This window comes from Pseudomonas sp. PDM31, assembly GCF_019218965.1.
Taxonomy (GTDB): Bacteria; Pseudomonadota; Gammaproteobacteria; order Pseudomonadales; family Pseudomonadaceae; genus Aquipseudomonas.
Window position 1 is genome coordinate 166,233 of the sequence record NZ_JAHUWS010000007.1, and the last position, 19,996, is coordinate 186,228.

Genomic DNA, 19,996 nt, shown 5'->3' on the forward strand with positions numbered 1-19,996 from the left:
GGTCAGCCTTTGAACAGATTATTGGCCTGCTGGAACGGCATGCTGCGGGAGGTGAAGCCAAAGGTGCCCGACGTGCGGATTTCTTCGGCAGCACGAAAAAACTCGCCATAGGCCGCCAGCGCCAACGCCGAACCGACGCTGATGCGCTTGACGCCCATTTCACTCAACTGCTCGACCGTCAGTTTCAAGCCACCGGACATCAACACATTGACCGGCTTGGGCGCCACGGCACGCACTACTGCCAGGACTTCCTCGGCGCTGCGCAGGCCCGGCGCATAAAGCACGTCGGCGCCAGCCTCGGCAAACGCCTGCAAGCGGCGGATGGTGTCGGCGAGGTCCGGCTTGCCGTGCAGATAGTTCTCCGCCCGGGCCGTCAGCGTGAAGTAAAAAGGCAAGCTGCGCGCGGCCGCCACTGCAGCTTCAATGCGCGCCACGGCATGTTCGAAGCAGTAGATCGGACCTTCTTCACGCCCAGTGGCATCTTCAATCGAACCGCCAACGGCACCGGCCTCGGCTGCGCGCAGAATGCTTTTCGAGCAATCGACGGGGTTGTCGGCGAACCCGTTTTCCAGATCAACCGCCACCGGCAGATCGCTGGCCGCGACAATCGCCCGGACGTTGAGCAGGGTCTCGTCCAGGGTCAGTCCACCATCGGTACGCCCCCGGGAAAAAGCATAACCGGCACTGGTGGTGGCCAGCGCCTCGAAGCCGAGACTGGCGAGCATTTTCGCCGAGCCGGCGTCCCACGGATTGGGAATCACAAAAGCGCCGTTGCGTTCGTGCAGTGCCTGGAACGCCTGGGCTCGAAGGGTTTGCGCATCCATTTGGCAGCCTCCTGAACGGAAAAGAGTTCGCCTCAGAGCAGGCCAAGTTGCTCGATGGCGGGCTCTCTGTATAGCTCAGCCAGCGCCGCCAAGCCAGGCAGGCGCTGCATCAGCATGCCGTGGAAGCGTTGCGCCAGCTTCGCCGCGAGCAGGTTGTCGGCGGTGTGCAGGAAGATGTAGGGCGTGCGGCCCTCTTCGATCCACAGGGCGATCTTTTCCACCCACGGCAACAGAAACGGGTCGTTGGCTTCGAGCAGCGGATGGCCAATGAAGCGCACTTGGGGAAATCGGGTGAACGCCGCCGGACGTGGTGGAACCCGGGGCTTCTTCGATTGGGCATGGAGCACCGAGGGTTCGGTGGAGGTGCAACTGAACAGTGCTCGCGGATCGAGGCAGATACGTTCGACGCCGCGGTCGAGCAGCAGGCGATTGAGCATGCGCTCGCTGTCACCCCTGGCAAAGAAGTCGTCATGGCGCACTTCAACGGCCAACGGTCGTTCCAGGGCATCGATAAAACCGGCCAGCTCGGGCAAACGTTGTGGCGTGAAGCTTTTCGATAACTGCAACCACAGCGGCGACACCCGTTCGCCCAGAGGCTTGAGCAATTGCACGAAGGTGTCGGCGGCCGTCAATTGTTCGCGCAGATCGCCACCGTGGCTGATCTCACGGGGGAACTTGGCGGTGAAACGAAAGTGCTCGGGCATGCTCTCGGCCCAGCGTTGCACCGTATTGGCAGCCGGGCTCGCATAGAAGGTCGTATTGCCTTCCACGGCGTTGAATACCTGGGAATACAGATTCAGAAAATCGGCGGGTCTGGCGTCTGGCGGATACAGGTACTCGCGCCAGGCGTTTTCACTCCAGGACGGGCAACCAAGGTAGTAAGGCAGCGACATCAGATGTACAGGTCGAGGCCCAGCACGTCCGCTTCCCAATCGACGAAACCGGCGGTGCTCAGGTAGCTGGCCAAGGCCATTGCCGCACTTTTGCTCATGGAGCGCTGGTAGATCATGTCCTGCTGACGAGCCGGCAGATTGCTCAGTTTCTGTGCAGAGGCTTTGGCAGCACGGGCAGCCCGTTGTTCTTGCGTGGGCAACTCCAGCTCACCGTCGATATCGACGTAGTCGTCTTCCGTCACAGGGCCTTTGCGAGGCTTGCGCTTGATCGGGTAGGACTGAGAGGAAACGCCGTCTATACGCATACATGCATGCTCGGAATCAGTGATGGCAGTTTAGTGGCGCAGAATCTGCTGCGCAAACGGCCGAGTGATAACTAGAACACAGAAAAGCGAAAAGGTTTAAAGCCGGGGGCAGAAAATGACGATTGGTAATCGTCTGCGGCGGCAATAGCCGTTCGCCGATGAACCACACCCCACCAGCCTATCAATTCGATAGGCTGGTCATTCAAGGCAAACTCGCCAAGGCGTCAGTTCACAACTGGACGCCATATACCGTTGGAGTGCGGGCCCCCGCGTCATTCAAATTCTCACCCGCTACAATGATTCGATTGCTTTGAATGCTGACCCCCCATGAAAGTCCGCCTACACCGAGACTGCCCCAGCCATTGCCACCGTAGCTGGTATCAGGTCTCCCATCCGGAAGTAGCCTGGCCGCAATGACCAATAACTGAAGATTGGCATTGTTCCCCGTCATGACAATTTTACCATCCGACTGAATAGCCAATGCGTTCCAGAACGTGTCTCGTTCTGCATCAGTGAGCACGGGACTCGCACCGTTAAAGCTCGAGTCTGGACTTGCGTCGGCATTGAACCGCATTACCATGCCCACTGTTCTAGAGTTTCCGATAGAGGCTGCGCCAGCACACACCAATTTTCCATCGGCCTGCGCTACCATCTGCCTCATTCTCAATGGGGTTCCCGGGCTACGGTAAAAACCAAAACCTTTGTCAGCGAAAGTTGTGTCGACCTCGCCGTTGGGTGTAACGCAGGCTATTACCAACTGATCGTCAGCGGTCCCGCCGACAATAATCTTCCCATCGTCTCTTACAAGCACACTTCGCAATTCGATGGGGTAGTCAGCGTGTTTGACTTCTGCAACACCTCCGTTACCGAAACTCATATCAAGGCTCCCGGTCGCAGCAGTCAATCGTATTAACAGTGACAGCCTCCCTTCAGCAGTTTTGTAGCTGAACGTTACAAGTATTTTTCCATCGCTCTGAAGACAACCACTGACCAACTCCAACAGTACATATTCTTCATCAAGGACCGGAATCAGTACCGTGCCGAATACCAGGTCAGGACTCCCAGAGCTGTGGAAGCGCGTCAGTGCCACGCGGCCGGTACCGTCCCTTCTCGTATCACCGATGACAAGTATCTTGTGGTCCGCTTGCACCAGTACGCAGGAAGGTCTGGATTCTTCGCCGCTGACAAAACGCCACTTTACATGGCCTGTTCCATTACCGAAGGACGGATCCACGCCCCCGTCAGGCGTAGTCCGATACAAAGCGTTTTCATTCTGCCAAGCCGTAAAATAGACCGATTCGTCCGCTGACAATTGCATTGCCCGCACAGAACCACTTTGAAGATTTGGCCGGACTTGTCCTGATTCGCCGAATCCAGGATCAAGAGGCAGGGCCCCTTGAGCTTTCAATTGAGTCGATTCCATTTCCATTTCTGCTCCTGCTTCCAGCCCGGAGGACACGACAGGTATCCAAAGCGGCTTCCTGACGATAGATCGAGACGTAACGGCAAGATCCAGGAGGGGAGCCACCCCGAGCCGATGAACCGACATTCAACGCTATGTGGAGAAGCAAAAGAAACTGTCAAATATGACAGTTGCGGCAACATAAACCATCCTGTAGAAAGGGTAAATTGCGCATGAATAGAATCAATGCAACACAGTTAAAAGCCCTTATAACCGTTGCCGGAAAAAGAGCCTTGGTCCCGCTGTGTTAGCCAGATTACGAACTACTGAAATCTTGAAAGATTACGCATTAATCATGTTTTCGGTAATTTAGGCGTCGCCACTTTATCGCGCAGATAAACCGGCTGCGCTTGATCGGCCACGATTGCCTCGCCCCGCGCCCAGGCAAATCGCGCCAGGGTCAGCAGGTCCTCGGCGTGAGGCAGCATGCCGGCGTCCTGGCCGGTCAGGCTGACAGCAATACGTTCGGCATACCCCCAACCGGTGCCCGCGCCGAACCATTCGCCACTGGCGTCCGCCGGCAACGCCGCCACTTCCGGTGGCAATACCGCCTCAACGCCAGCCAGTCGCATCTCCCCCGCCGTTTCGCGGTAGCAACCCCAATACACTTCGTCCATGCGCGCATCGATGGCGGCGGCAACCTGGCTGGCGCCATGCTCGCGAAAGGCGCGTTGCGCCAGCACCGCCAGGTTCGACACCGGCAACACCGGGCGATCGAGGGCGAACGCCAGGCCCTGGACCACACCGATGGCAATTCGAACGCCAGTGAAGGCCCCCGGGCCACGGCCAAAAGCGATGGCATCCACAGCTTGCAGGGTAGTCCCGGCGTCAGCGAGCAATTGCTGGATCATCGGCAACAGCTTCTGCGCATGCAGGCGCGGGATCACCTCGTAATGGCTCGTGACCTTGCCGTCATGCAGCAAGGCAACGGAGCAAGCTTCAGTCGCGGTGTCCAGGGCCAGCAAGGTGCTCATCGATGTGTCCGTAACAAGAGGTCAGAAAAAGTGCGTCAGTATAAACAACTACGGCCCGCAAGCGGGCCGTAGATCATGCAGCAAGTGATCAGCTCAGGGCAGCAAGCACCTTGGAGGTGATCGCTTCAACCGAACCGACGCCTTCGATATGGCTGTACTTGGGCTTGCCATTGGCAGCGGACAGCTTCTGGTAGAAATCCACCAGCGGCTTGGTCTGCGAATGGTAGACCGACAGGCGATGACGCACGGTTTCTTCGGTGTCGTCTTTGCGCTGCACCAGCTCTTCACCGGTGACGTCGTCCTTGCCGGCCACTTTCGGCGGGTTGTAGACGATGTGGTAAACGCGACCGCTGGCCTCGTGAACACGGCGACCGGCGATACGCTGGACGATTTCTTCGTCTTCAACGGCGATTTCAACAACCGCATCCAGTTCGACACCGGCAGTCACAAGGGCTTCTGCCTGAGGAATGGTGCGCGGGAAGCCGTCGAACAGGAAACCGTTGGCGCAGTCGGACTGGGCAATGCGGTCCTTGACCAGTGCGATGATCAGGTCGTCGGATACCAGGCCGCCGGCATCCATGATGCTCTTGGCCTTGATGCCCAGCTCTGTGCCGGCCTTGACCGCAGCACGCAGCATGTCGCCGGTGGAGATTTGCGGAATGCCGAATTTTTCGGTGATGAACTGAGCCTGAGTACCTTTACCGGCCCCGGGAGCTCCCAGCAGAATGACGCGCATCGATGTGCTCCTCAATTTTTTATATGGATAACGTCAGATTCGCCTCGTGGGGCCAATCTCAAAAATAGGGTCGTGGCCGTCCAAACGGCCAAAGGCTGATCAAGATACACAGCAGGCTGCGCCCACACAAGACGGCAAAAGTCGGAGAAACCGCTGCCCGATGTGACCCGGCCACTGAGTTTTACAAGTCGCAACCCCATCATTAACTGTCGCCTGGCAGTACTTTCCCAACGGCCATGCGCGGACCTGCGGCACATCGACCGCAGGCCTGAACCCGAGGCAAAAACCTTAGCCGGTGTTACGCAAACCGGCGGCAATCCCCGCCACAGACACCAGCAAGGCCTGTTCTACTGGGCTGCCCTGCGCTACATCCTGCAGTCGCGAACGGGCCAGCAACTCGGCCTGCAATAGATGTAGCGGGTCGAGGTAAGTGTTGCGCAAGCGGATGAACTCAAGGGTGGCTGGGCTATGTGCCAGCAGCTGCGACTGACCGGTCAGGCCCAGGACGATGGTGCACGCCTGCGACAATAGGTCGCGTAAGTGCGCGCCCAATGGCAGCAGATCCGCCTCGACCAGACGCTCGTCGTAGGACCGCGCAATATCCGCGTCGGCTTTGGCCAGGACCATTTCCAGCATATCGATACGGGTACGGAAGAACGGCCACTGCTCGCGCATCTGCCCCAACAGTTCGCCTTCGCCGCGTTCCAGCGCCTTGCTCAGGGCCGCTTCCCAGCCGAGCCAGGCTGGCAGCATCAGGCGTGTCTGGGTCCAGCCGAAGATCCATGGAATCGCCCGCAGGCTCTCGATCCCGCCGGCCCGTCGCTTGGCCGGCCGGCTGCCCAAAGGCAAGCGGCCGAGTTCCTGCTCCGGGGTGGACTGGCGGAAGTACTCGACGAACTGCGGATTTTCCCGCACCACCGCGCGATAGGCGCTGACACCGTCGGCCGCCAGTTCGTCCATCAAGTGTCGCCACTCAGGTGTCGGTGGTGGCGGTGGCAACAGGGTCGCTTCAAGCACCGCCGCCAGATAAAGGTTGAGGTTCTGTTCGGCGATGTCCGGCAGGCCGAACTTGAATCGAATCATTTCCCCCTGTTCGGTGGTCCGGAAGCGCCCCGCCACCGACCCCGGCGGCTGCGACAGAATCGCCGCATGGGCCGGGCCGCCGCCACGGCCCACGGTGCCGCCGCGGCCGTGGAACAGCAGCAGTTCCACTTGCTGTTCGCGGCAGATATCCACCAGGCGCTCCTGCGCCCGATACTGCGCCCAGGCCGCCGCCGTGGTGCCGGCGTCCTTGGCCGAGTCGGAATAGCCGATCATCACTTCCTGCGGCCCTTGTAGGCGTGAACGATAACCCGGCAACAGCAGCAGTTTCTCGATCACCGGGCCGGCGTTGTCGAGGTCGGCCAGGGTTTCGAACAGCGGCACCACACGCATCGGCCGCAACACGCCGGACTCTTTGAGCAGCAATTGCACGGCCAGCACATCGGAAGCGGCGCCGGCCATGGAGATCACGTAAGAACCCAGGGACGCGCCCGGTGCGGCAGCGATTTCCCGGCAGGTCGCCAGTACTTCGGCGGTGTCGGCAGAGGGTTTGAAGTACGTCGGCAGCAATGGTCGCCGGTTACCCAGTTCGCGCAGCAGGAAGGCGATGCGCTCTTCCTCGCTCCAGTCTTCGTAGCGACCCAGGCCCAGGTAGTCGGTAATTTCGGTCATGGCACCGGTGTGCCGCGACGAGTCCTGACGCACATCGAGGCGCACCAGGAAAAGGCCGAAGGTCACTGCCCGGCGCAGGCAGTCGAGCAACGGGCCGTCGGCAATCACGCCCATGCCGCACTCGTGCAATGACTGAAAGCACAGCTCCAGCGGGTCGAGCAGCTCACGGTTGTTTTGCAGCACATCGGCCGGTGCCGGCGTCGGCGCCGACAATGCGCTGTGCGCCCAGTTACGCGTCGCCCGCAAGCGCTCTCGCAGCTGTTTGAGCACCGCCCGGTAAGGTTCGGCGCTGTCGCCGGCCTTGGCCTTGAGTGCTTCGCTGGCCTGTTGCATGGACAATTCAGCGGCCAGGTGATCGACATCGCGCAAATACAGGTCTGCCGCCATCCAGCGCGCCAGCAGTAGTACTTCGCGGGTGACCGTCGCCGTCACGTTGGGGTTGCCGTCGCGGTCACCGCCCATCCACGAGGCAAAGCGGATCGGCGCCGCTTCCAGTGGCAAACGCAGGCCAGTGGCGGCATGCAGGGCCTGATCGGCCTTGCGCAGGTAATTGGGGATCGCCTGCCACAGCGAATGTTCGATCACCGCGAAACCCCATTTGGCTTCGTCAACCGGTGTCGGGCGGGTGCGGCGGATTTCTTCGGTGTGCCAGGCTTCGGCGATCAGGCGCTGCAACGTGGCCTGGATCTGTTCCCGCTCGCTAGCGGTCAGGTCGCGGTGGTCCAGCGCCGCCAGTTGCGCGGCAATGGCGTCGTATTTCTGGATCAGCGTGCGCCGGGCGACCTCGGTCGGGTGCGCCGTGAGGACCAGCTCGATCTCCAGTCGTCCCAATTGCCGGGCCAGCGCCTCGGCACCGTGCCCTTCGGCGCGCAGGCGCGCGAGCAATTCAGGCAGTACCCGGGCTTCGAACGGCGCGGCCTGGGTTTCTTCGCGACGGTGGATCAGTTGGTACTGCTCGGCGATGTTGGCCAGGTTGAGAAACTGGTTGAACGCCCGCGCCACCGGCAGCAATTCGTCTTCGGTCAGTTGATTGAGACTGGCGCTGAGCTCGGCATCCATGGAGCCGCGACGGTCGGCCTTGGCGCCCTTGCGGATCTGCTCGATCTTGTCGAGAAACCCCTCGCCATACTGTTCACGAATGGTGTTGCCCAGCAGCTCACCCAACAGGTGAACGTCTTCGCGCAAGCGTGCATCAATATCGGTCATCAGCGGGTCTCCAGCAAAGAATCCGGGCGGCTTTTAACCTAGAGAGTGCCGCTCCAGACGGGTTCTTACAAGCCAGACGACGAAGTGACGTCAAACTTTGCCGGTTGAAGCTAGTCTCAACAGAAGGCCGTACAACGACCTTCGCCGGCACTTGCCGGACACTCACACTGCCTGCCACGAGCAGACGCACCATGAGGTCTCTATGAAAATCCGCGAACTCGCCCACCATTGGGAAGAAAACGCCAAGGGTCGCCTGACCGATACCGGCTACTCGATTCATCTGGACGTGGAAGCCGCCGCCCGCCTGGCGGCGATCATCGATATGTACCCCAAGCGGCATCCCGAAGAACTGCTCGGTGACCTGATCGGTGCCGCCCTGGAGGAACTGGAAAGAAGCTTCCCCTATGTGAAAGGCTCGACCGTGGTCGCCACCGATGAAGAGGGTGATCCGCTGTATGAAGACGTCGGGCCGACCCCGCGTTTTCTAGCCCTGTCACGTCGCCATCTACACGATTTGGCAGCCGGCGACGACAAGCAGAAACACTGATCTCCCTCCCCGCCATACCTGCTCGCGATGGACTCAATTACACCGTGGGGAACCAGACTCCCCGCGTAATCGTTAACCACCATCGCGAGCAGGCTCGCTCCTACCTGGGAATGCGGTCCACTGTAGGAGCGAGCACGCTCGCGATGGACTCAAGACCACCGCGGCGAACCAGACTCCCCGCGTAATCGTTAACCACCATCGCGAGCATGCTCGCTCCTACCTGGGAATACGGTCCACTGTAGGAGCGAGCACGCTCGCGATGGACTCAAGACCACCGTGGGGAACCAGACTCCCCGCGTTATCGTTAACCACCATCGCGAGCAGGCTCGCTCCTACATGGGAATACGGTCCACTGTAGGAGCGAGCACGCTCGCGATGGACTCAAGACCACCACGGCGAACCAGACACCCCGCGTAATCGTTAACAACCATCGCAAACATACTCCACTCCCAAAAACACGGCCTGGAACCCTGCCGATTCCGTCACGGTTTTTCGATAGCTGGCTAAATTTCTCTGAACTTTCGAAAAAAGCTCCGGGTCAACCAGGTAACCACACCTGGGACGAGCGTTTCAAATTCTCTCAAATTAGACGGTTCGCGGCTCCTTGCCCAGGATGGATTTTCAACGTTTATCAGGAGTTGACCCAATGGAGTTGAAGACTATGAAAACCCGTACTGGCATCCCCTCGTTCACCCACCTGCGCAGTTTGAAACTGGCGGCGCTGGCCCTCGGCACCGGCCTGATTCTGGCCGGTTGCGCCGGTAACCCTCCCACCGAGCAATACGCGGTAACCCAATCAGCCGTCAACGACGCCGTGAGCGCCGGTGGCACCGAGTTCGCCGCGGTGGAAATGAAATCCGCCCAGGACAAGCTCAAACAGGCCGAGATCGCCATGCATGACAAGAAATACGACGAGGCCCGACTGCTCGCCGAACAAGCCGAGTGGGACGCCCGCGTGGCCGAGCGCAAGGCCCAGGCCATGAAAGCTGATCAGACGGTGAAGGACTCTCAGAAAGGGGTCCAGGAACTGCGTCAGGAAAGCCAGCGCACCGTTCAATAAACGCCGCGGCACGACGTATTTCTTATTCAACTAAAAGGACGAAACCATGAAGCGCACACAATTGATGATCCCTGCCCTGCTGGCTGTCACCGTTGCCTTGGCGGCCTGCTCCACGCCTCCCAACGCCAACCTCGAACAGGCCCGAACCAATTACGCCGGCCTGCAGGCCAACCCGCAGGCAAGCAAAGTCGCCGCTCTGGAAACCAAGGAAGCCAGCGACTATTTGAACAAGGCCGACAAGGCCTACATGGACAAGGAAGACGCGGCCCAGGTTGACCAACTGGCGTATCTGACCAACCAGCGGGTGGAAGTCGCCAAGCAAACCATCGCCCTGCGCACCGCCGAAGCCAATCTCAAAGACGCCTCGGCGCAACGGGCCCAGGCCCGACTGGATGCCCGCGACCAACAGATCAAACAGTTGCAGAACAGCCTCAACGCCAAGCAGACCGATCGCGGCACCCTGGTGACCTTCGGCGACGTACTGTTCGCCACCGACAAAGCCGAGCTGAACTCCAACGGCTTGGTCAACACCAATAAACTGGCGCAGTACCTGCAGGAAAACCCGGACCGTAAAGTGATTGTCGAAGGCTATACCGACAGTACCGGTACGGCTTCGCACAACCAGTCGCTGTCGGAACGCCGCGCAAACTCCGTGCGTGCGGCGCTGGTGAAGATGGGTGTTGATCCGACGCGCATCGTCGCCCAGGGTTATGGCAAGGAATATCCCGTAGCCGATAACACCAGTACTTCGGGGCGGGCGATGAACCGTCGGGTGGAAGTGACTATTTCCAATGACAACCAGCCGGTGATTCCGCGTTCGGCGGTGAGTGTCAACAGCCAATAACGGGTGGAAATACGTAACCAATGTGGGAGCGGGCTTGCTCGCGAAGGCGGTGTGTCAGACAACAGTGATGTTGAATGTAAGACCGCATTCGCGAGCAAGCCCGCTCCCACAGTTGATTTATCCAGTCTTACTGCTCCAGCTTTTGCGGCGTTTCCTGCCCCATGCAACGCACGGCTTTCTTCTTGCTGTCCACCAGCACCCCGGTCAGGCCTTTCTGGTCCATGTCGAACAGCACCAGCACACCATCAACGCACTGCGCCACTTGCGAGGCCGGCTCCAGGGAGACTCGGTAGTCTTCACCCGGCACCGTCTTGAGCATGGTGAACTCGCTGAGCAGCAGCGCGTCTTCCGGTTTGGCAAAGTGCAGGTAGCCGTACCACCACAGGGCAGCTACCGTGCCGAGGATGCTGCAGATACCGGTGATGATCAGCGGGATGGCGTTACGTTCTTCACTCATTGCGGACTCTCTGGTGGTTCATCTTCAGAATGCTGGGGCGCCGGGTAATTGGGGATTTCACCCAGGCGGCGCAGACCGTTGAAATGCTGCGGGTCATCAAGATAACGCAGCATGACGTTGCGCCAAACCGGGTCGGCGAAGGTCTGCACATGACCGCCCCGGGTCAGTTGCAACACTCGCGGCGGCGGCGCAGCTTGATACAGACGGATGCCGTTGGAAAGAGGCACGATCGGATCGTCGATGCTGTGGTAGATCAGTTTCGGCACGCCTTTGAGTTGCGCGATTGAATTGATCGCACTGTCACCATCCGGTACCAGCCACGACAGCGGCACCTGAAATGGCCAGGTCAGCCATGACGTACTCAGGACAAATTGCCCGACATCGCGGTAGCTGGCGGGTGCGCCATCGAGCACGATGGCCTTGAGTTGCGTCTGCCGTTGCGGGTGCTGCACCAGATAATGCACGGCCATCGAGCCACCCAGGCTCTGGCCGAGCAAGACCAGCGGCTTGCCCTTGACCTCGGGTGCCTGGTCGAGCCATTTGAACGCGGTGTCGATGTCCTGATAGATCCCCGACAGGCTCGGTTCGCCCTCGGACAGGCCGTATCCGCGATAGTCGATCAGCAACACCTGGTAACCGTTTTTCGGTAACCAGAAGCTGCCGCCGAGGTGCATAGGCAGGTTGCCACCGTTGCCGTGCAGGTGCAGGACAGTGCCTTTGACTTCGACACCCTGCTTGGCCGCCAGCCACCAGGCATTCAGCTTGAGGCCGTCGGCGGTGGTCAGGGTGACCTCGCGGTATTGAAGCCCGGCTTTTTCCGGGGTGAATAGCTGGCCTGGCTCTGGGTAGAACAGCAACGAGCCGCAACCGCTCAAGGTCAGGAGGAGGCAAACGATGCCGAGGATTCTCATCCGTTGAAGCCTCGCATTAATGGTGGTTGGAACACAGAACGAATGTGGGAGCGGGCTTGCTCGCGAAAGCAGTGTGTCAGTCAATAGACGTTCTGAATGTTAGACCGCATTCGCGAGCAAGCCCGCTCCCACAGGGGCCGACTCACTCACAGGATGTTGGAGTAATCCGCCTCGATCCGGTCCAGGCTCAGGTGGTTGAGGAAGTTGGAGAAGCACATCCACGCCGACAAAGCGTTCATGTCGCGAAACTGTTCCGGCAGGTACTTGGGCGGTACCACCAGGCCTTCATCCACCAGCTGGCGCAAGGTGCGCATGTCTTCCAGAGTGGTCTTGCCGCAGAACAGCAGCGGAATCTGCTCCAGCTTGCCTTTGCGCACCGCCAGCTGAATGTAGTTGTAAATCATGATGAAGCCCTTGAGATAGGACAAGTCTTTGGTAAATGGCAGACCTGTCGGCACCGAACCGCGGAAAACGCGGCTGGTGTTGCTATAGCTGTCAGCCATCTCGAAGCCTTGCTCACGGAAGAACTCGAACACCTGCAGGAAGTCGGCGCCCTCCTCCACCATATGAATCGCCCGGGTGCGGTTGGTCAGTTTGCGCAAGCGACTGGGGTAGGAAGCGAAGGTGATGATCTCCATCAGGATCGCCAGGCCTTCCTGGGTCACCGTGGACGAGGGTGGGCCTTTGGACAGGAAGGTACAGATAGGCTGGTTCAAGCCGTTGAGCGTGGTGCCAACGTGCACCAGCCCTTCGTGGACTTCCAGCGCGCGCACGTCGCGCTGGTTGAACATCGCATCGGTGCGGATCTTGATGTAGTCGGCACCGGCCGCCGCATCGGCAACAATCCCGTCGGATTCGAATACCCGGATGGTTTCCTCGGCCTCGCCAAACACTTTGTTCAGGCGATGCTGCAGCATGTCCACCGCTTCCTTGGCGGTCAGCGTCTTGGGTTCATCCTTGAGGTCACCACGGCCGTCGATGTTGTTCAGGTAGTCGGACAGCATCAGGCCCAGGTCGGACAGGGTCGGGTCTCCGGCGTGGAACGCATCGGAAGCGGCGCCGTAAAGCTCCTGGGAAATCAGGCCGAAGTCCTCGGTACCGCGCGCTTCGAGCATGCGCACTACCATGCGGTATTCCTTGCACATGCGCCGCATGATCTGCCCGACCGGGTTGAACTGGCCGAGCTGGCGAGTGATGTCGCGCTCGATATTCTGGAACTCCAGCTTCACCTGGCTGGAGTCGAACGCCAGCGGCCGGTTGAGGTAGTAGTCGCGATCCACTGCGGGCATTTCCTTGCCCTTGGCCTTCAGGAAGCCTTTGCGAATGTTGTCATCCCATTTGACCGCATCGAGTACGCGAATCGGCGTCTGCGCCAGCACAATGCGGTCAGACAAAATGCGTATCGACTGCTGGTAATCGTCCACGCGGAACTCCTGTAGAAAAACGTGCCGGGTTATTTGGTTTTGGCCTGGTGCTGGTAGCGCACGGCCTCGACGAACACATCGGTATTGGCCGGGTCGTCGAGGTACGCCGAGACTTGATCCATGTTGCTGTCGATCAGCACGCCATCGCCATCGTCAGTCTGGAAGACTTGTCCGCTCAGGGAGCGTTGTTTGATGGCCTGGTTGATCTGGTCGAGGTCGAGGTTATAAACCACCAGTTCATGTTTGTCGGTGAGTTCGAAGCCGGCGATAGTGAAATGCCCGCCGAACTGCGCCGGCACTTTCGCCGACAGATACCAGCGATTGCCATGACGCGACACGGTGAAGGGATAAGCTTCGCGCTCCTTGGGCCTGGCCCTGTAGTAGCTGACGGCCTGATAGCGATTATCGCCGATGCGGGTCAGCTCCAGGTTGAGCGGCTCACCCCAGGCGTTGGTGCTGGTCCATTCGCCAAGCAGCCCTTTGGGCGCGGGCTCGCTGGTGGGCAGCGGCGCCTTGAACGTCACCAGGCAGCCGCTGAGCAGCAGGAACGACAAGGCGATCACAACGACACGCCAGACTCTCATTCAACACTCCCTATCGACACGCTTCGCCCTCAAATGACCACCTCAGCCTGTGGACGCGAGCCCGTGGCGAGGGGCTTGTGTGGCAAGAGGGCCTGTGTGGCAAAGGGGCCTGTGTGGCAAAGGGGCTTGTGCGGCCAGGGGGCTTTTGTGGCGAGGGGGCTTGCCCCCGTTGGACTACGCAGTAGTCCCTGTTTTGGGGTCGCTTCGCGGCCCGACGGGGGCAAGCCCCCTCGCCACAAAAGCAACCCTAGCCACACAAGCACCCTAGCCACAAAAGTCCCTTTGCCACGAAAGTCCCCCTGCCACAACCCCCCTCTCACCACACAAGCCCGCTCTTACAGGAATCACACCGACGCCAGCACCAAATGCATGTAACGCGTCAGGATACCGAGCATTTCCTCTTCGGCGTCAGGTTCGGCGTCATTGAGCAGGCCCTGATATTCCATCCGCCCGATAATCGCCGTCAACACTTTGGCATCCTGGTCAGGCTCACGGGAACCCAGTACCTGAAATAACTGGCAGGTGCCCTGCAGCAGAATCTGCTGATGCGAGCGCACCAGTTGGGCCAGGCGCGGGTTGAGCAACGCTTCCTGACGAAACGCCTGCTCGGCCATCAAGTGCTCGCGGCGGTTGACCAGTTGCCGATGGACATAGTCGGTCATCAGCCGTGCGATGTTGTCCGCCAGCTTCGAGCGCGCCTGCGGGCTGCCGTCGCCGCTGTCGACCATCTCGCGCAACAGGCCTTCATTGTTGATCCACAACTTGGCCATGTAGGCCGCGCTGCGCTCAACGTATTGGGCGAAGGTATCGTTGAGCAGGTCATCGATATCCTTGAAATAGTAGGTGGTCGCCGACAATGGCACCGCCGCCTCGGCCGCCACCGCACGGTGGCGTACAGCCCGCACGCCATCGCGCACGACGATGCGCATGGCGGCATCGAGGATGTCCTGTCGACGCTGCTCGCTGCCCTGTCGGCTGGCCTTGCGGCCCTGGTACTGAACACTTTCAGCGACCGCAGTGGCGATATCCGCTGCACCTTCTTGAGCTATTGCACGAATCACGACAGGTATTTCCTCTCAGGTGAAAGTCACAAGTTGATACGTTTGTACCAGACAGGCAATAAAAAACCGCCTGAAGAGGCGGTTTTTTAAGTGAAACACTTACGCTTGCGGCCGCATGTGCGGGAACAGGATCACGTCGCGGATCGACGGTGAGTTGGTCAACAACATCACCAGGCGGTCGATGCCGATACCTTCACCGGCCGTTGGCGGCATGCCGTATTCAAGGGCACGCACGAAGTCGGCGTCGTAGTGCATGGCTTCGTCGTCGCCGGCGTCCTTGTCGGCCACCTGGGCCATGAAGCGCTCGGCCTGGTCTTCCGCGTCGTTCAACTCGGAGTAGGCGTTGGCGATTTCACGGCCGCCGATGAACAGCTCGAAACGGTCGGTGACGTTCGGGTTGTCGTCGTTGCGACGGGCCAGCGGCGACACTTCGAACGGGTACTGGGTGATGAAGTGCGGCTGCTCCAGCTTGTGCTCGACCAGCTCTTCGAAAATCATCACCTGCAATTTACCCAGGCCTTCGAAACCCAGCACCTTGGCGCCGGCTTTCTTGGCGATGGCACGGGCCTTGTCGATGTCGTTCAGGTCGTCAGCGGTCAGCTCAGGGTTGTACTTGAGGATCGAGTCGAACACCGACAGACGCACGAACGGCTCGCCGAAGTGGAACACCTTGTCGCCGTACGGCACATCGGTGCTGCCCAGAACCAGCTGCGCCAGCTCACGGAACAGTTCTTCGGTCAGGTCCATGTTGTCTTCGTAGTCGGCGTAAGCCTGATAGAACTCCAACATGGTGAATTCAGGGTTGTGACGAGTCGATACGCCTTCGTTACGGAAGTTGCGGTTGATCTCGAACACTTTTTCAAACCCGCCAACAACAAGCCGCTTGAGGTACAGCTCAGGCGCAATGCGCAAGAACATTTCCATGTCCAGCGCGTTGTGGTGGGTTTCAAACGGTTTGGCTGCCGCGCCGCCCGGAATGGATTGCAGCATCGGCGTTTCCACTTCCAGGAAGTCACGCTTCATCAGGAAGGTACGGATGTGGGCGATGACTTGCGAACGCACGCGGAACGTCTGGCGCACGTCTTCGTTGACGATCAGGTCAACATAACGCTGGCGGTAGCGCTGCTCGGTGTCGGTCAGGCCGTGGTGCTTGTCCGGCAGTGGGCGCAGGGACTTGGTCAGCAGGCGCACGTTGGTCATTTCAACGTACAGGTCACCTTTGCCGGAACGGGCCAGGGTGCCTTCGGCGGCAATGATGTCGCCCATGTCCCAGGTTTTCACCGCGGCCAGGGTTTCTTCGGACAGAGTCTTGCGATTGACGTAGACCTGGATTCGTCCGGTCATGTCCTGGATTACCATGAACGAGCCACGGTTGAGCATGATACGACCGGCAACCTTGACCGGGATCGCAGCCTCTGCCAGCTCTTCCTTGGTCTTGTCCGCGTACTGTTTCTGCAGCACATCGCAGTAGTTGTCGCGGCGGAAGTCGTTGGGGAAGGCATTGCCCTTGGCGCGCTCGGCAGCAAGCTTTTCCTTGCGCAGGGCGATCAGGGAGTTTTCTTCCTGTTGCAGGGCTTGCGGGTCGAGTTCTTGGTCGCTCATGTCTTTAAATATTCCATCACGGGTTCGTTGCCCCCGGCCTGCGGCCGGGGATCGCCAGCAAGCCGGCTCCTACAAGGGATCGAGACCGATCCCGTATTGCATGTCTTACAGCCCGGATTTCAGGCTGGCTTCCAGGTATTCGTCGATATCGCCGTCGAGTACCTTGTCGCAGTCGCTGCGTTCGATGTTAGTGCGCAAATCCTTGATCCGCGAGGCATCCAGCACGTACGAACGAATCTGGTGACCCCAGCCGATATCGGACTTGGTGTCTTCCAGGGCCTGGGAGGCCGCGTTGCGTTTCTGCATTTCCTGCTCATACAACTTGGCCCGCAGCATTTTCATGGCGGTGTCCTTGTTGGCGTGCTGGGAACGTTCGTTCTGGCAGCTGACCACGGTGTTCGTCGGTACGTGGGTGATACGTACGGCCGAGTCGGTGGTGTTTACGTGCTGACCACCGGCACCCGAGGAACGATAGGTGTCGATCCGCAAGTCTGCCGGGTTGATTTCGATTTCGACCTTGTCATCGATCTCCGGGGAAACGAACACCGCAGAGAAAGATGTGTGACGACGATTGCCGGAGTCGAACGGGCTCTTGCGCACCAGACGGTGCACGCCGATTTCGGTACGCAGCCAGCCAAAGGCGTATTCGCCCTTGATGTGCACGGTGGCGCCCTTGATCCCGGCGACTTCACCGGCGGACAGTTCCATGATGGTCGCGTCGAAACCGCGTTTGTCAGCCCAGCGCAGGTACATGCGCAACAGGATGTTGGCCCAATCCTGGGCTTCGGTGCCGCCGGAGCCGGCCTGGATGTCCAGGTAGGCGTTGTTCGGGTCCATTTCGTGGCTGAACATGCGGCGGAATTCAAGCTTGGCGAGGTTTTCCTCGAGACGGGCCAGCTCGGCGACGACATCGCCCACTGCGCCTTCATCGTTTTCTTCGACGGCCATGTCCAGCAGGTCGCGGCAATCGGCCAGACCGGTGTTCAGTTCGTCCAGGGTTTCGACGATCTGCGCCAGTGCAGCACGCTCGCGGCCCAGCTCCTGGGCGTATTCAGGTTTGTTCCAGACACTCGGATCTTCAAGCTCGCGATTGACTTCAGTCAGACGCTCATGCTTTTGATCGTAGTCAAAGATACCCCCGAATAGTTTCGGAGCGCTCGGACAGGTCCTTGATGGTGTTAAGGATCGGGTTGATTTCCATGGCGGGCAGCACTCGTTGGCGAACTTTTGAAAGCCGGCGAGTATACCGGTAAACAGCCAAAAACGGCAGTCCGCCTGGCCGAAAAGGCATGTTAACAGGCAATCCCTGAAACGACGCAGACCCCTGTAGGAGCGAGCCTGCTCGCGAAAAACCGCAAGCACCGCTGGGTATCTGGCTTTAAGCGTTATCGTTCACGCCCATCGTCGGATCGCCGCCCGGAGCCTGCTCGCACCTGCACAGGGTACGGTTTACCCGACCCCAACCTGATTACGCCCATTTTTCTTCGCCGAATACAGGCCCTTGTCCGCCGCCGAGATCAGGTCGCGGTAATTGCCGCCCGGTTTCGGGATGGCGGTCGGCCGTTGGACCTCCGCGCTATTCATAAGCGTATTGCCCTCCGCCTGCAGGACAATTGATCAGCGTGAGTCAACTGTGCTCATTAGCTCCCGCACTGATGGCCGAACAAGATGAGACATACGATAAGACCGAGTCCGATTAAAGACACCGCAAATGCTCAGCCACTCCGGAACAAATGCCTCGATTATTCCGTAGGAAATGACGTCAACAAAATCGGACCGTTCCTACATTATTACCCATTGCATGAGCATTAGATTTTACTTATAAGTGTATCGCACTACCAATCACAGCCCATTACAAAAAATGAAAAACCACTACTACATGGCCGCCGCGCTGACACTTATGATTTTTGGCGAGATATTAACTATATACAGCGAAGTATACGCATCAAAACTACCTTCTTCCCCGTCAGAAGCTCCATTAAGCTTCTTAAAGCCTTTAATCCTCATATGTATTGCCGGGGTCAGCTTGGTATTTGCATACTGGCTCGGGTATCAAGCCACCGGAAATATTTGGGTGGTAACAGTAGCGTCATTGACGCTTCTTCTCGTTTTAGAGCCCATTGTTATTTATGCAATGCTGAAGGAGCTTCCTGAAAGAGGTGCGCTGATAGGATTTATCCTGGGGGCTACTGGACTGATCGCAACAGTCACTCTCTAGCCAACATGACTAGCGCACTAAAGCCTAGCCATGTCGCCTTAGAGCGCGAGCTTTATCTCTGCTCCATTAAGAACAAACTTATCAACTATCTGCATCCAACTATCAAAATGTACTATTCCAGCTATCCATATAGCAGCCGCTACCCAACCCCAACCTGATTACGCCCATTTTTCTTCGCCGAATAAAGCCCCTTGTCCGCCGCCGAGACCAGGTCGCGGTAATTGCCGCCCGGTTTCGGGATGATGGTCGACAGGCCGATGCTGACGGTCAGGCTTGAACCTTCACTTGGGGAGTTGTGCGGGATTTTCAGGGCTTCGATGGTCTGGCGCAGTTTTTCCGCCACCAGTCGGGCACCGCCCGGCGAGGTGTTGGGCAGCACCAGGGAGAATTCTTCGCCGCCGTAACGGGCCGGCAGGTCGGAAGGCCGGGAGCTGGCGTTGCGGATCGCCTCGGCCACCTTGCGCAGGGCTTCGTCGCCTTCCACGTGACCGAAGTTGTCGTTGTAGGACTTGAAATAGTCGACGTCGATCATCAGCAACGACAACTGACTCTGCTCGCGCAACGCACGGCGCCATTCCAGTTCCATGTATTCATCGAAATGCCGGCGGTTCGATAATCCGGTCAGGCCGTCGGAGTTCATCAGGCGCTGCAGCACCAGGTTGGTGTCGAGCAACTGTTGCTGGCTGACCCGCAACGCCCGGTAAGCGGCGTCGCGCTGCAACAGGGTCATGTAGGACCGCGAGTGATAGCGGATGCGCGCGACCAGTTCGATGTTGTCCGGCAGTTTGACCAGGTAATCGTTGGCGCCGGCGGCGAACGCCGCGCTCTTGATCAGCGGGTCTTCCTTGGTCGACAGGACGATGATCGGAATGTCCCGGGTCGCCGGATGATTGCGGTATTCGCGTACCAGGCTCAGGCCGTCCAGGCCCGGCATCACCAGGTCCTGGAGAATCACCGTCGGCTTGATGCGCACCGCTTGGGCGATCGCCTGGTGCGGGTCGGCGCAGAAATGGAAGTCGATGTTCTCTTCATTCGATAATCCACGGCGCACGGCTTCGCCAATCATCGCCTGATCGTCCACCAGCAATACCATGGCGGCGTTTTCGTCGCTCTTGAAGTCGTCGATCTGTAAATCATTCATGTGCGGTCACCTGAGTACTGCCTGGGCCAGGGTT

At 59.1% G+C, this 19,996-nt stretch carries 19 protein-coding genes and 1 pseudogene; 4 read left to right on the forward strand and 16 right to left on the reverse strand.

The annotated features are described in order from the left end of the window. Window positions 1-2: 2 nt before the first annotated feature. From KW839_RS15640 to ppc, 7 genes are all read right to left on the reverse strand, one after another. Window positions 3-824 carry an oxaloacetate decarboxylase gene (locus KW839_RS15640; protein ID WP_218424786.1) on the reverse strand — a complete coding sequence of 274 codons (822 nt, stop codon included), beginning with the start codon at window positions 822-824 and terminating at the stop codon, window positions 3-5. 32 nt (window positions 825-856) lie between these two features. Next, complete coding sequence (locus tag KW839_RS15645) at window positions 857-1,717, reverse strand: DUF72 domain-containing protein (protein WP_218424788.1); 861 nt, start codon at window positions 1,715-1,717, stop codon at window positions 857-859. Then, window positions 1,717-2,022: a hypothetical protein gene (locus KW839_RS15650; protein WP_060541815.1), complete on the reverse strand. Its 306-nt coding sequence runs from the start codon at window positions 2,020-2,022 to the stop codon at window positions 1,717-1,719. Before KW839_RS15650 ends, KW839_RS15645 begins: the two co-directional genes overlap by 1 nt. 229 nt (window positions 2,023-2,251) lie before the next feature. Further along, window positions 2,252-3,451, reverse strand: coding sequence for a hypothetical protein (locus KW839_RS15655; RefSeq protein WP_218424791.1), 1,200 nt, complete (start codon window positions 3,449-3,451; stop codon window positions 2,252-2,254). 326 nt (window positions 3,452-3,777) lie between these two features. Next, entirely contained in the window at window positions 3,778-4,458 is a 681-nt protein-coding gene (gene tsaB, locus KW839_RS15660) for a tRNA (adenosine(37)-N6)-threonylcarbamoyltransferase complex dimerization subunit type 1 TsaB (protein WP_060541818.1), read from the reverse strand. 88 nt (window positions 4,459-4,546) lie between these two features. Then, the gene (gene adk, locus KW839_RS15665; RefSeq protein WP_060541819.1) at window positions 4,547-5,194 is read right to left on the reverse strand and encodes an adenylate kinase; all 648 of its coding nucleotides are present in this window, start codon (window positions 5,192-5,194) and stop codon (window positions 4,547-4,549) included. A 288-nt stretch (window positions 5,195-5,482) separates the two neighbouring features. Next, window positions 5,483-8,113 (reverse strand): phosphoenolpyruvate carboxylase, encoded by a 2,631-nt coding sequence (ppc, locus tag KW839_RS15670; protein ID WP_060541820.1) that lies wholly within the window; start codon window positions 8,111-8,113, stop codon window positions 5,483-5,485. A 202-nt stretch (window positions 8,114-8,315) separates the two neighbouring features. Between ppc and KW839_RS15675 the strand changes: the two genes are divergently transcribed. From KW839_RS15675 to KW839_RS15685, 3 genes are all read left to right on the forward strand, one after another. Continuing rightward, window positions 8,316-8,660: a hypothetical protein gene (locus tag KW839_RS15675; RefSeq protein WP_060541821.1), complete on the forward strand. Its 345-nt coding sequence runs from the start codon at window positions 8,316-8,318 to the stop codon at window positions 8,658-8,660. A gap of 646 nt (window positions 8,661-9,306) precedes the next feature. Further along, window positions 9,307-9,720 carry a DUF4398 domain-containing protein gene (locus tag KW839_RS15680; RefSeq protein ID WP_060541822.1) on the forward strand — a complete coding sequence of 138 codons (414 nt, stop codon included), beginning with the start codon at window positions 9,307-9,309 and terminating at the stop codon, window positions 9,718-9,720. Between the two features lie 46 nt (window positions 9,721-9,766). Beyond that, window positions 9,767-10,564: an OmpA family protein gene (locus tag KW839_RS15685; RefSeq protein ID WP_060541823.1), complete on the forward strand. Its 798-nt coding sequence runs from the start codon at window positions 9,767-9,769 to the stop codon at window positions 10,562-10,564. Between the two features lie 127 nt (window positions 10,565-10,691). Here the strand turns inward: KW839_RS15685 and KW839_RS15690 are convergent, their stop codons facing one another. The 8 genes and pseudogenes from KW839_RS15690 to KW839_RS27685 form a co-directional block, all read right to left on the reverse strand. Further along, window positions 10,692-11,021: a hypothetical protein gene (locus KW839_RS15690; protein ID WP_060541824.1), complete on the reverse strand. Its 330-nt coding sequence runs from the start codon at window positions 11,019-11,021 to the stop codon at window positions 10,692-10,694. Continuing rightward, window positions 11,018-11,932 (reverse strand): alpha/beta hydrolase, encoded by a 915-nt coding sequence (locus KW839_RS15695; protein ID WP_218424793.1) that lies wholly within the window; start codon window positions 11,930-11,932, stop codon window positions 11,018-11,020. The genes KW839_RS15690 and KW839_RS15695 overlap by 4 nt, the downstream gene beginning before the upstream one ends. A 146-nt stretch (window positions 11,933-12,078) precedes the next feature. Continuing rightward, complete coding sequence (locus KW839_RS15700; RefSeq protein ID WP_060541826.1) at window positions 12,079-13,356, reverse strand: flavohemoglobin expression-modulating QEGLA motif protein; 1,278 nt, start codon at window positions 13,354-13,356, stop codon at window positions 12,079-12,081. 29 nt (window positions 13,357-13,385) lie between these two features. Beyond that, window positions 13,386-13,940: a hypothetical protein gene (locus KW839_RS15705; RefSeq protein ID WP_218424794.1), complete on the reverse strand. Its 555-nt coding sequence runs from the start codon at window positions 13,938-13,940 to the stop codon at window positions 13,386-13,388. Window positions 13,941-14,284: 344 nt separating this feature from the next. Then, a complete protein-coding gene (locus KW839_RS15710; protein ID WP_177336972.1) occupies window positions 14,285-14,989 on the reverse strand; it encodes a TetR/AcrR family transcriptional regulator in 705 nt (234 codons plus the stop codon). 111 nt (window positions 14,990-15,100) lie between these two features. After that, complete coding sequence (gene lysS / locus KW839_RS15715; protein ID WP_060541828.1) at window positions 15,101-16,603, reverse strand: lysine--tRNA ligase; 1,503 nt, start codon at window positions 16,601-16,603, stop codon at window positions 15,101-15,103. A gap of 105 nt (window positions 16,604-16,708) precedes the next feature. Next, window positions 16,709-17,804, reverse strand: a protein-coding gene (prfB, locus tag KW839_RS15720; RefSeq protein ID WP_103394385.1) for a peptide chain release factor 2 whose coding sequence is annotated in 2 segments (ribosomal slippage) — window positions 16,709-17,731 and window positions 17,733-17,804 — 1,095 coding nt in all. Because the reading frame shifts where the segments join, the coding sequence is not laid out codon by codon here. Between the two features lie 248 nt (window positions 17,805-18,052). Beyond that, window positions 18,053-18,205 (reverse strand): annotated as a pseudogene (locus KW839_RS27685) (diguanylate cyclase response regulator); the annotation flags it as partial. A gap of 277 nt (window positions 18,206-18,482) precedes the next feature. On the opposite strand from KW839_RS27685, the gene KW839_RS15725 reads away from it, so the two are divergent. Then, window positions 18,483-18,821 (forward strand): hypothetical protein, encoded by a 339-nt coding sequence (locus tag KW839_RS15725; RefSeq protein ID WP_218424796.1) that lies wholly within the window; start codon window positions 18,483-18,485, stop codon window positions 18,819-18,821. A gap of 139 nt (window positions 18,822-18,960) precedes the next feature. On the opposite strand, the gene KW839_RS15730 is transcribed toward KW839_RS15725, so the two are convergent. Next, window positions 18,961-19,962 (reverse strand): PleD family two-component system response regulator, encoded by a 1,002-nt coding sequence (locus KW839_RS15730; RefSeq protein WP_218424798.1) that lies wholly within the window; start codon window positions 19,960-19,962, stop codon window positions 18,961-18,963. Window positions 19,963-19,996: the final 34 nt, after the last annotated feature.

What these genes read in the sequence shown, in the direction of transcription:
- KW839_RS15640 (WP_218424786.1), bottom strand. Translation starts at nt 824, where the DNA reads ATGGATGCGCAAACCCTTCGAGCCCAGGCGTTCCAGGCACTGCACGAA.
- KW839_RS15645 (WP_218424788.1), bottom strand. Translation starts at nt 1,717, where the DNA reads ATGTCGCTGCCTTACTACCTTGGTTGCCCGTCCTGGAGTGAAAACGCC.
- KW839_RS15650 (WP_060541815.1), bottom strand. Translation starts at nt 2,022, where the DNA reads ATGCGTATAGACGGCGTTTCCTCTCAGTCCTACCCGATCAAGCGCAAG.
- KW839_RS15655 (WP_218424791.1), bottom strand. Translation starts at nt 3,451, where the DNA reads ATGGAAATGGAATCGACTCAATTGAAAGCTCAAGGGGCCCTGCCTCTT.
- tsaB (WP_060541818.1), bottom strand. Translation starts at nt 4,458, where the DNA reads ATGAGCACCTTGCTGGCCCTGGACACCGCGACTGAAGCTTGCTCCGTT.
- adk (WP_060541819.1), bottom strand. Translation starts at nt 5,194, where the DNA reads ATGCGCGTCATTCTGCTGGGAGCTCCCGGGGCCGGTAAAGGTACTCAG.
- ppc (WP_060541820.1), bottom strand. Translation starts at nt 8,113, where the DNA reads ATGACCGATATTGATGCACGCTTGCGCGAAGACGTTCACCTGTTGGGT.
- KW839_RS15675 (WP_060541821.1), top strand. Translation starts at nt 8,316, where the DNA reads ATGAAAATCCGCGAACTCGCCCACCATTGGGAAGAAAACGCCAAGGGT.
- KW839_RS15680 (WP_060541822.1), top strand. Translation starts at nt 9,307, where the DNA reads ATGGAGTTGAAGACTATGAAAACCCGTACTGGCATCCCCTCGTTCACC.
- KW839_RS15685 (WP_060541823.1), top strand. Translation starts at nt 9,767, where the DNA reads ATGAAGCGCACACAATTGATGATCCCTGCCCTGCTGGCTGTCACCGTT.
- KW839_RS15690 (WP_060541824.1), bottom strand. Translation starts at nt 11,021, where the DNA reads ATGAGTGAAGAACGTAACGCCATCCCGCTGATCATCACCGGTATCTGC.
- KW839_RS15695 (WP_218424793.1), bottom strand. Translation starts at nt 11,932, where the DNA reads ATGAGAATCCTCGGCATCGTTTGCCTCCTCCTGACCTTGAGCGGTTGC.
- KW839_RS15705 (WP_218424794.1), bottom strand. Translation starts at nt 13,940, where the DNA reads ATGAGAGTCTGGCGTGTCGTTGTGATCGCCTTGTCGTTCCTGCTGCTC.
- lysS (WP_060541828.1), bottom strand. Translation starts at nt 16,603, where the DNA reads ATGAGCGACCAAGAACTCGACCCGCAAGCCCTGCAACAGGAAGAAAAC.
- KW839_RS15725 (WP_218424796.1), top strand. Translation starts at nt 18,483, where the DNA reads ATGGCCGCCGCGCTGACACTTATGATTTTTGGCGAGATATTAACTATA.
- KW839_RS15730 (WP_218424798.1), bottom strand. Translation starts at nt 19,962, where the DNA reads ATGAATGATTTACAGATCGACGACTTCAAGAGCGACGAAAACGCCGCC.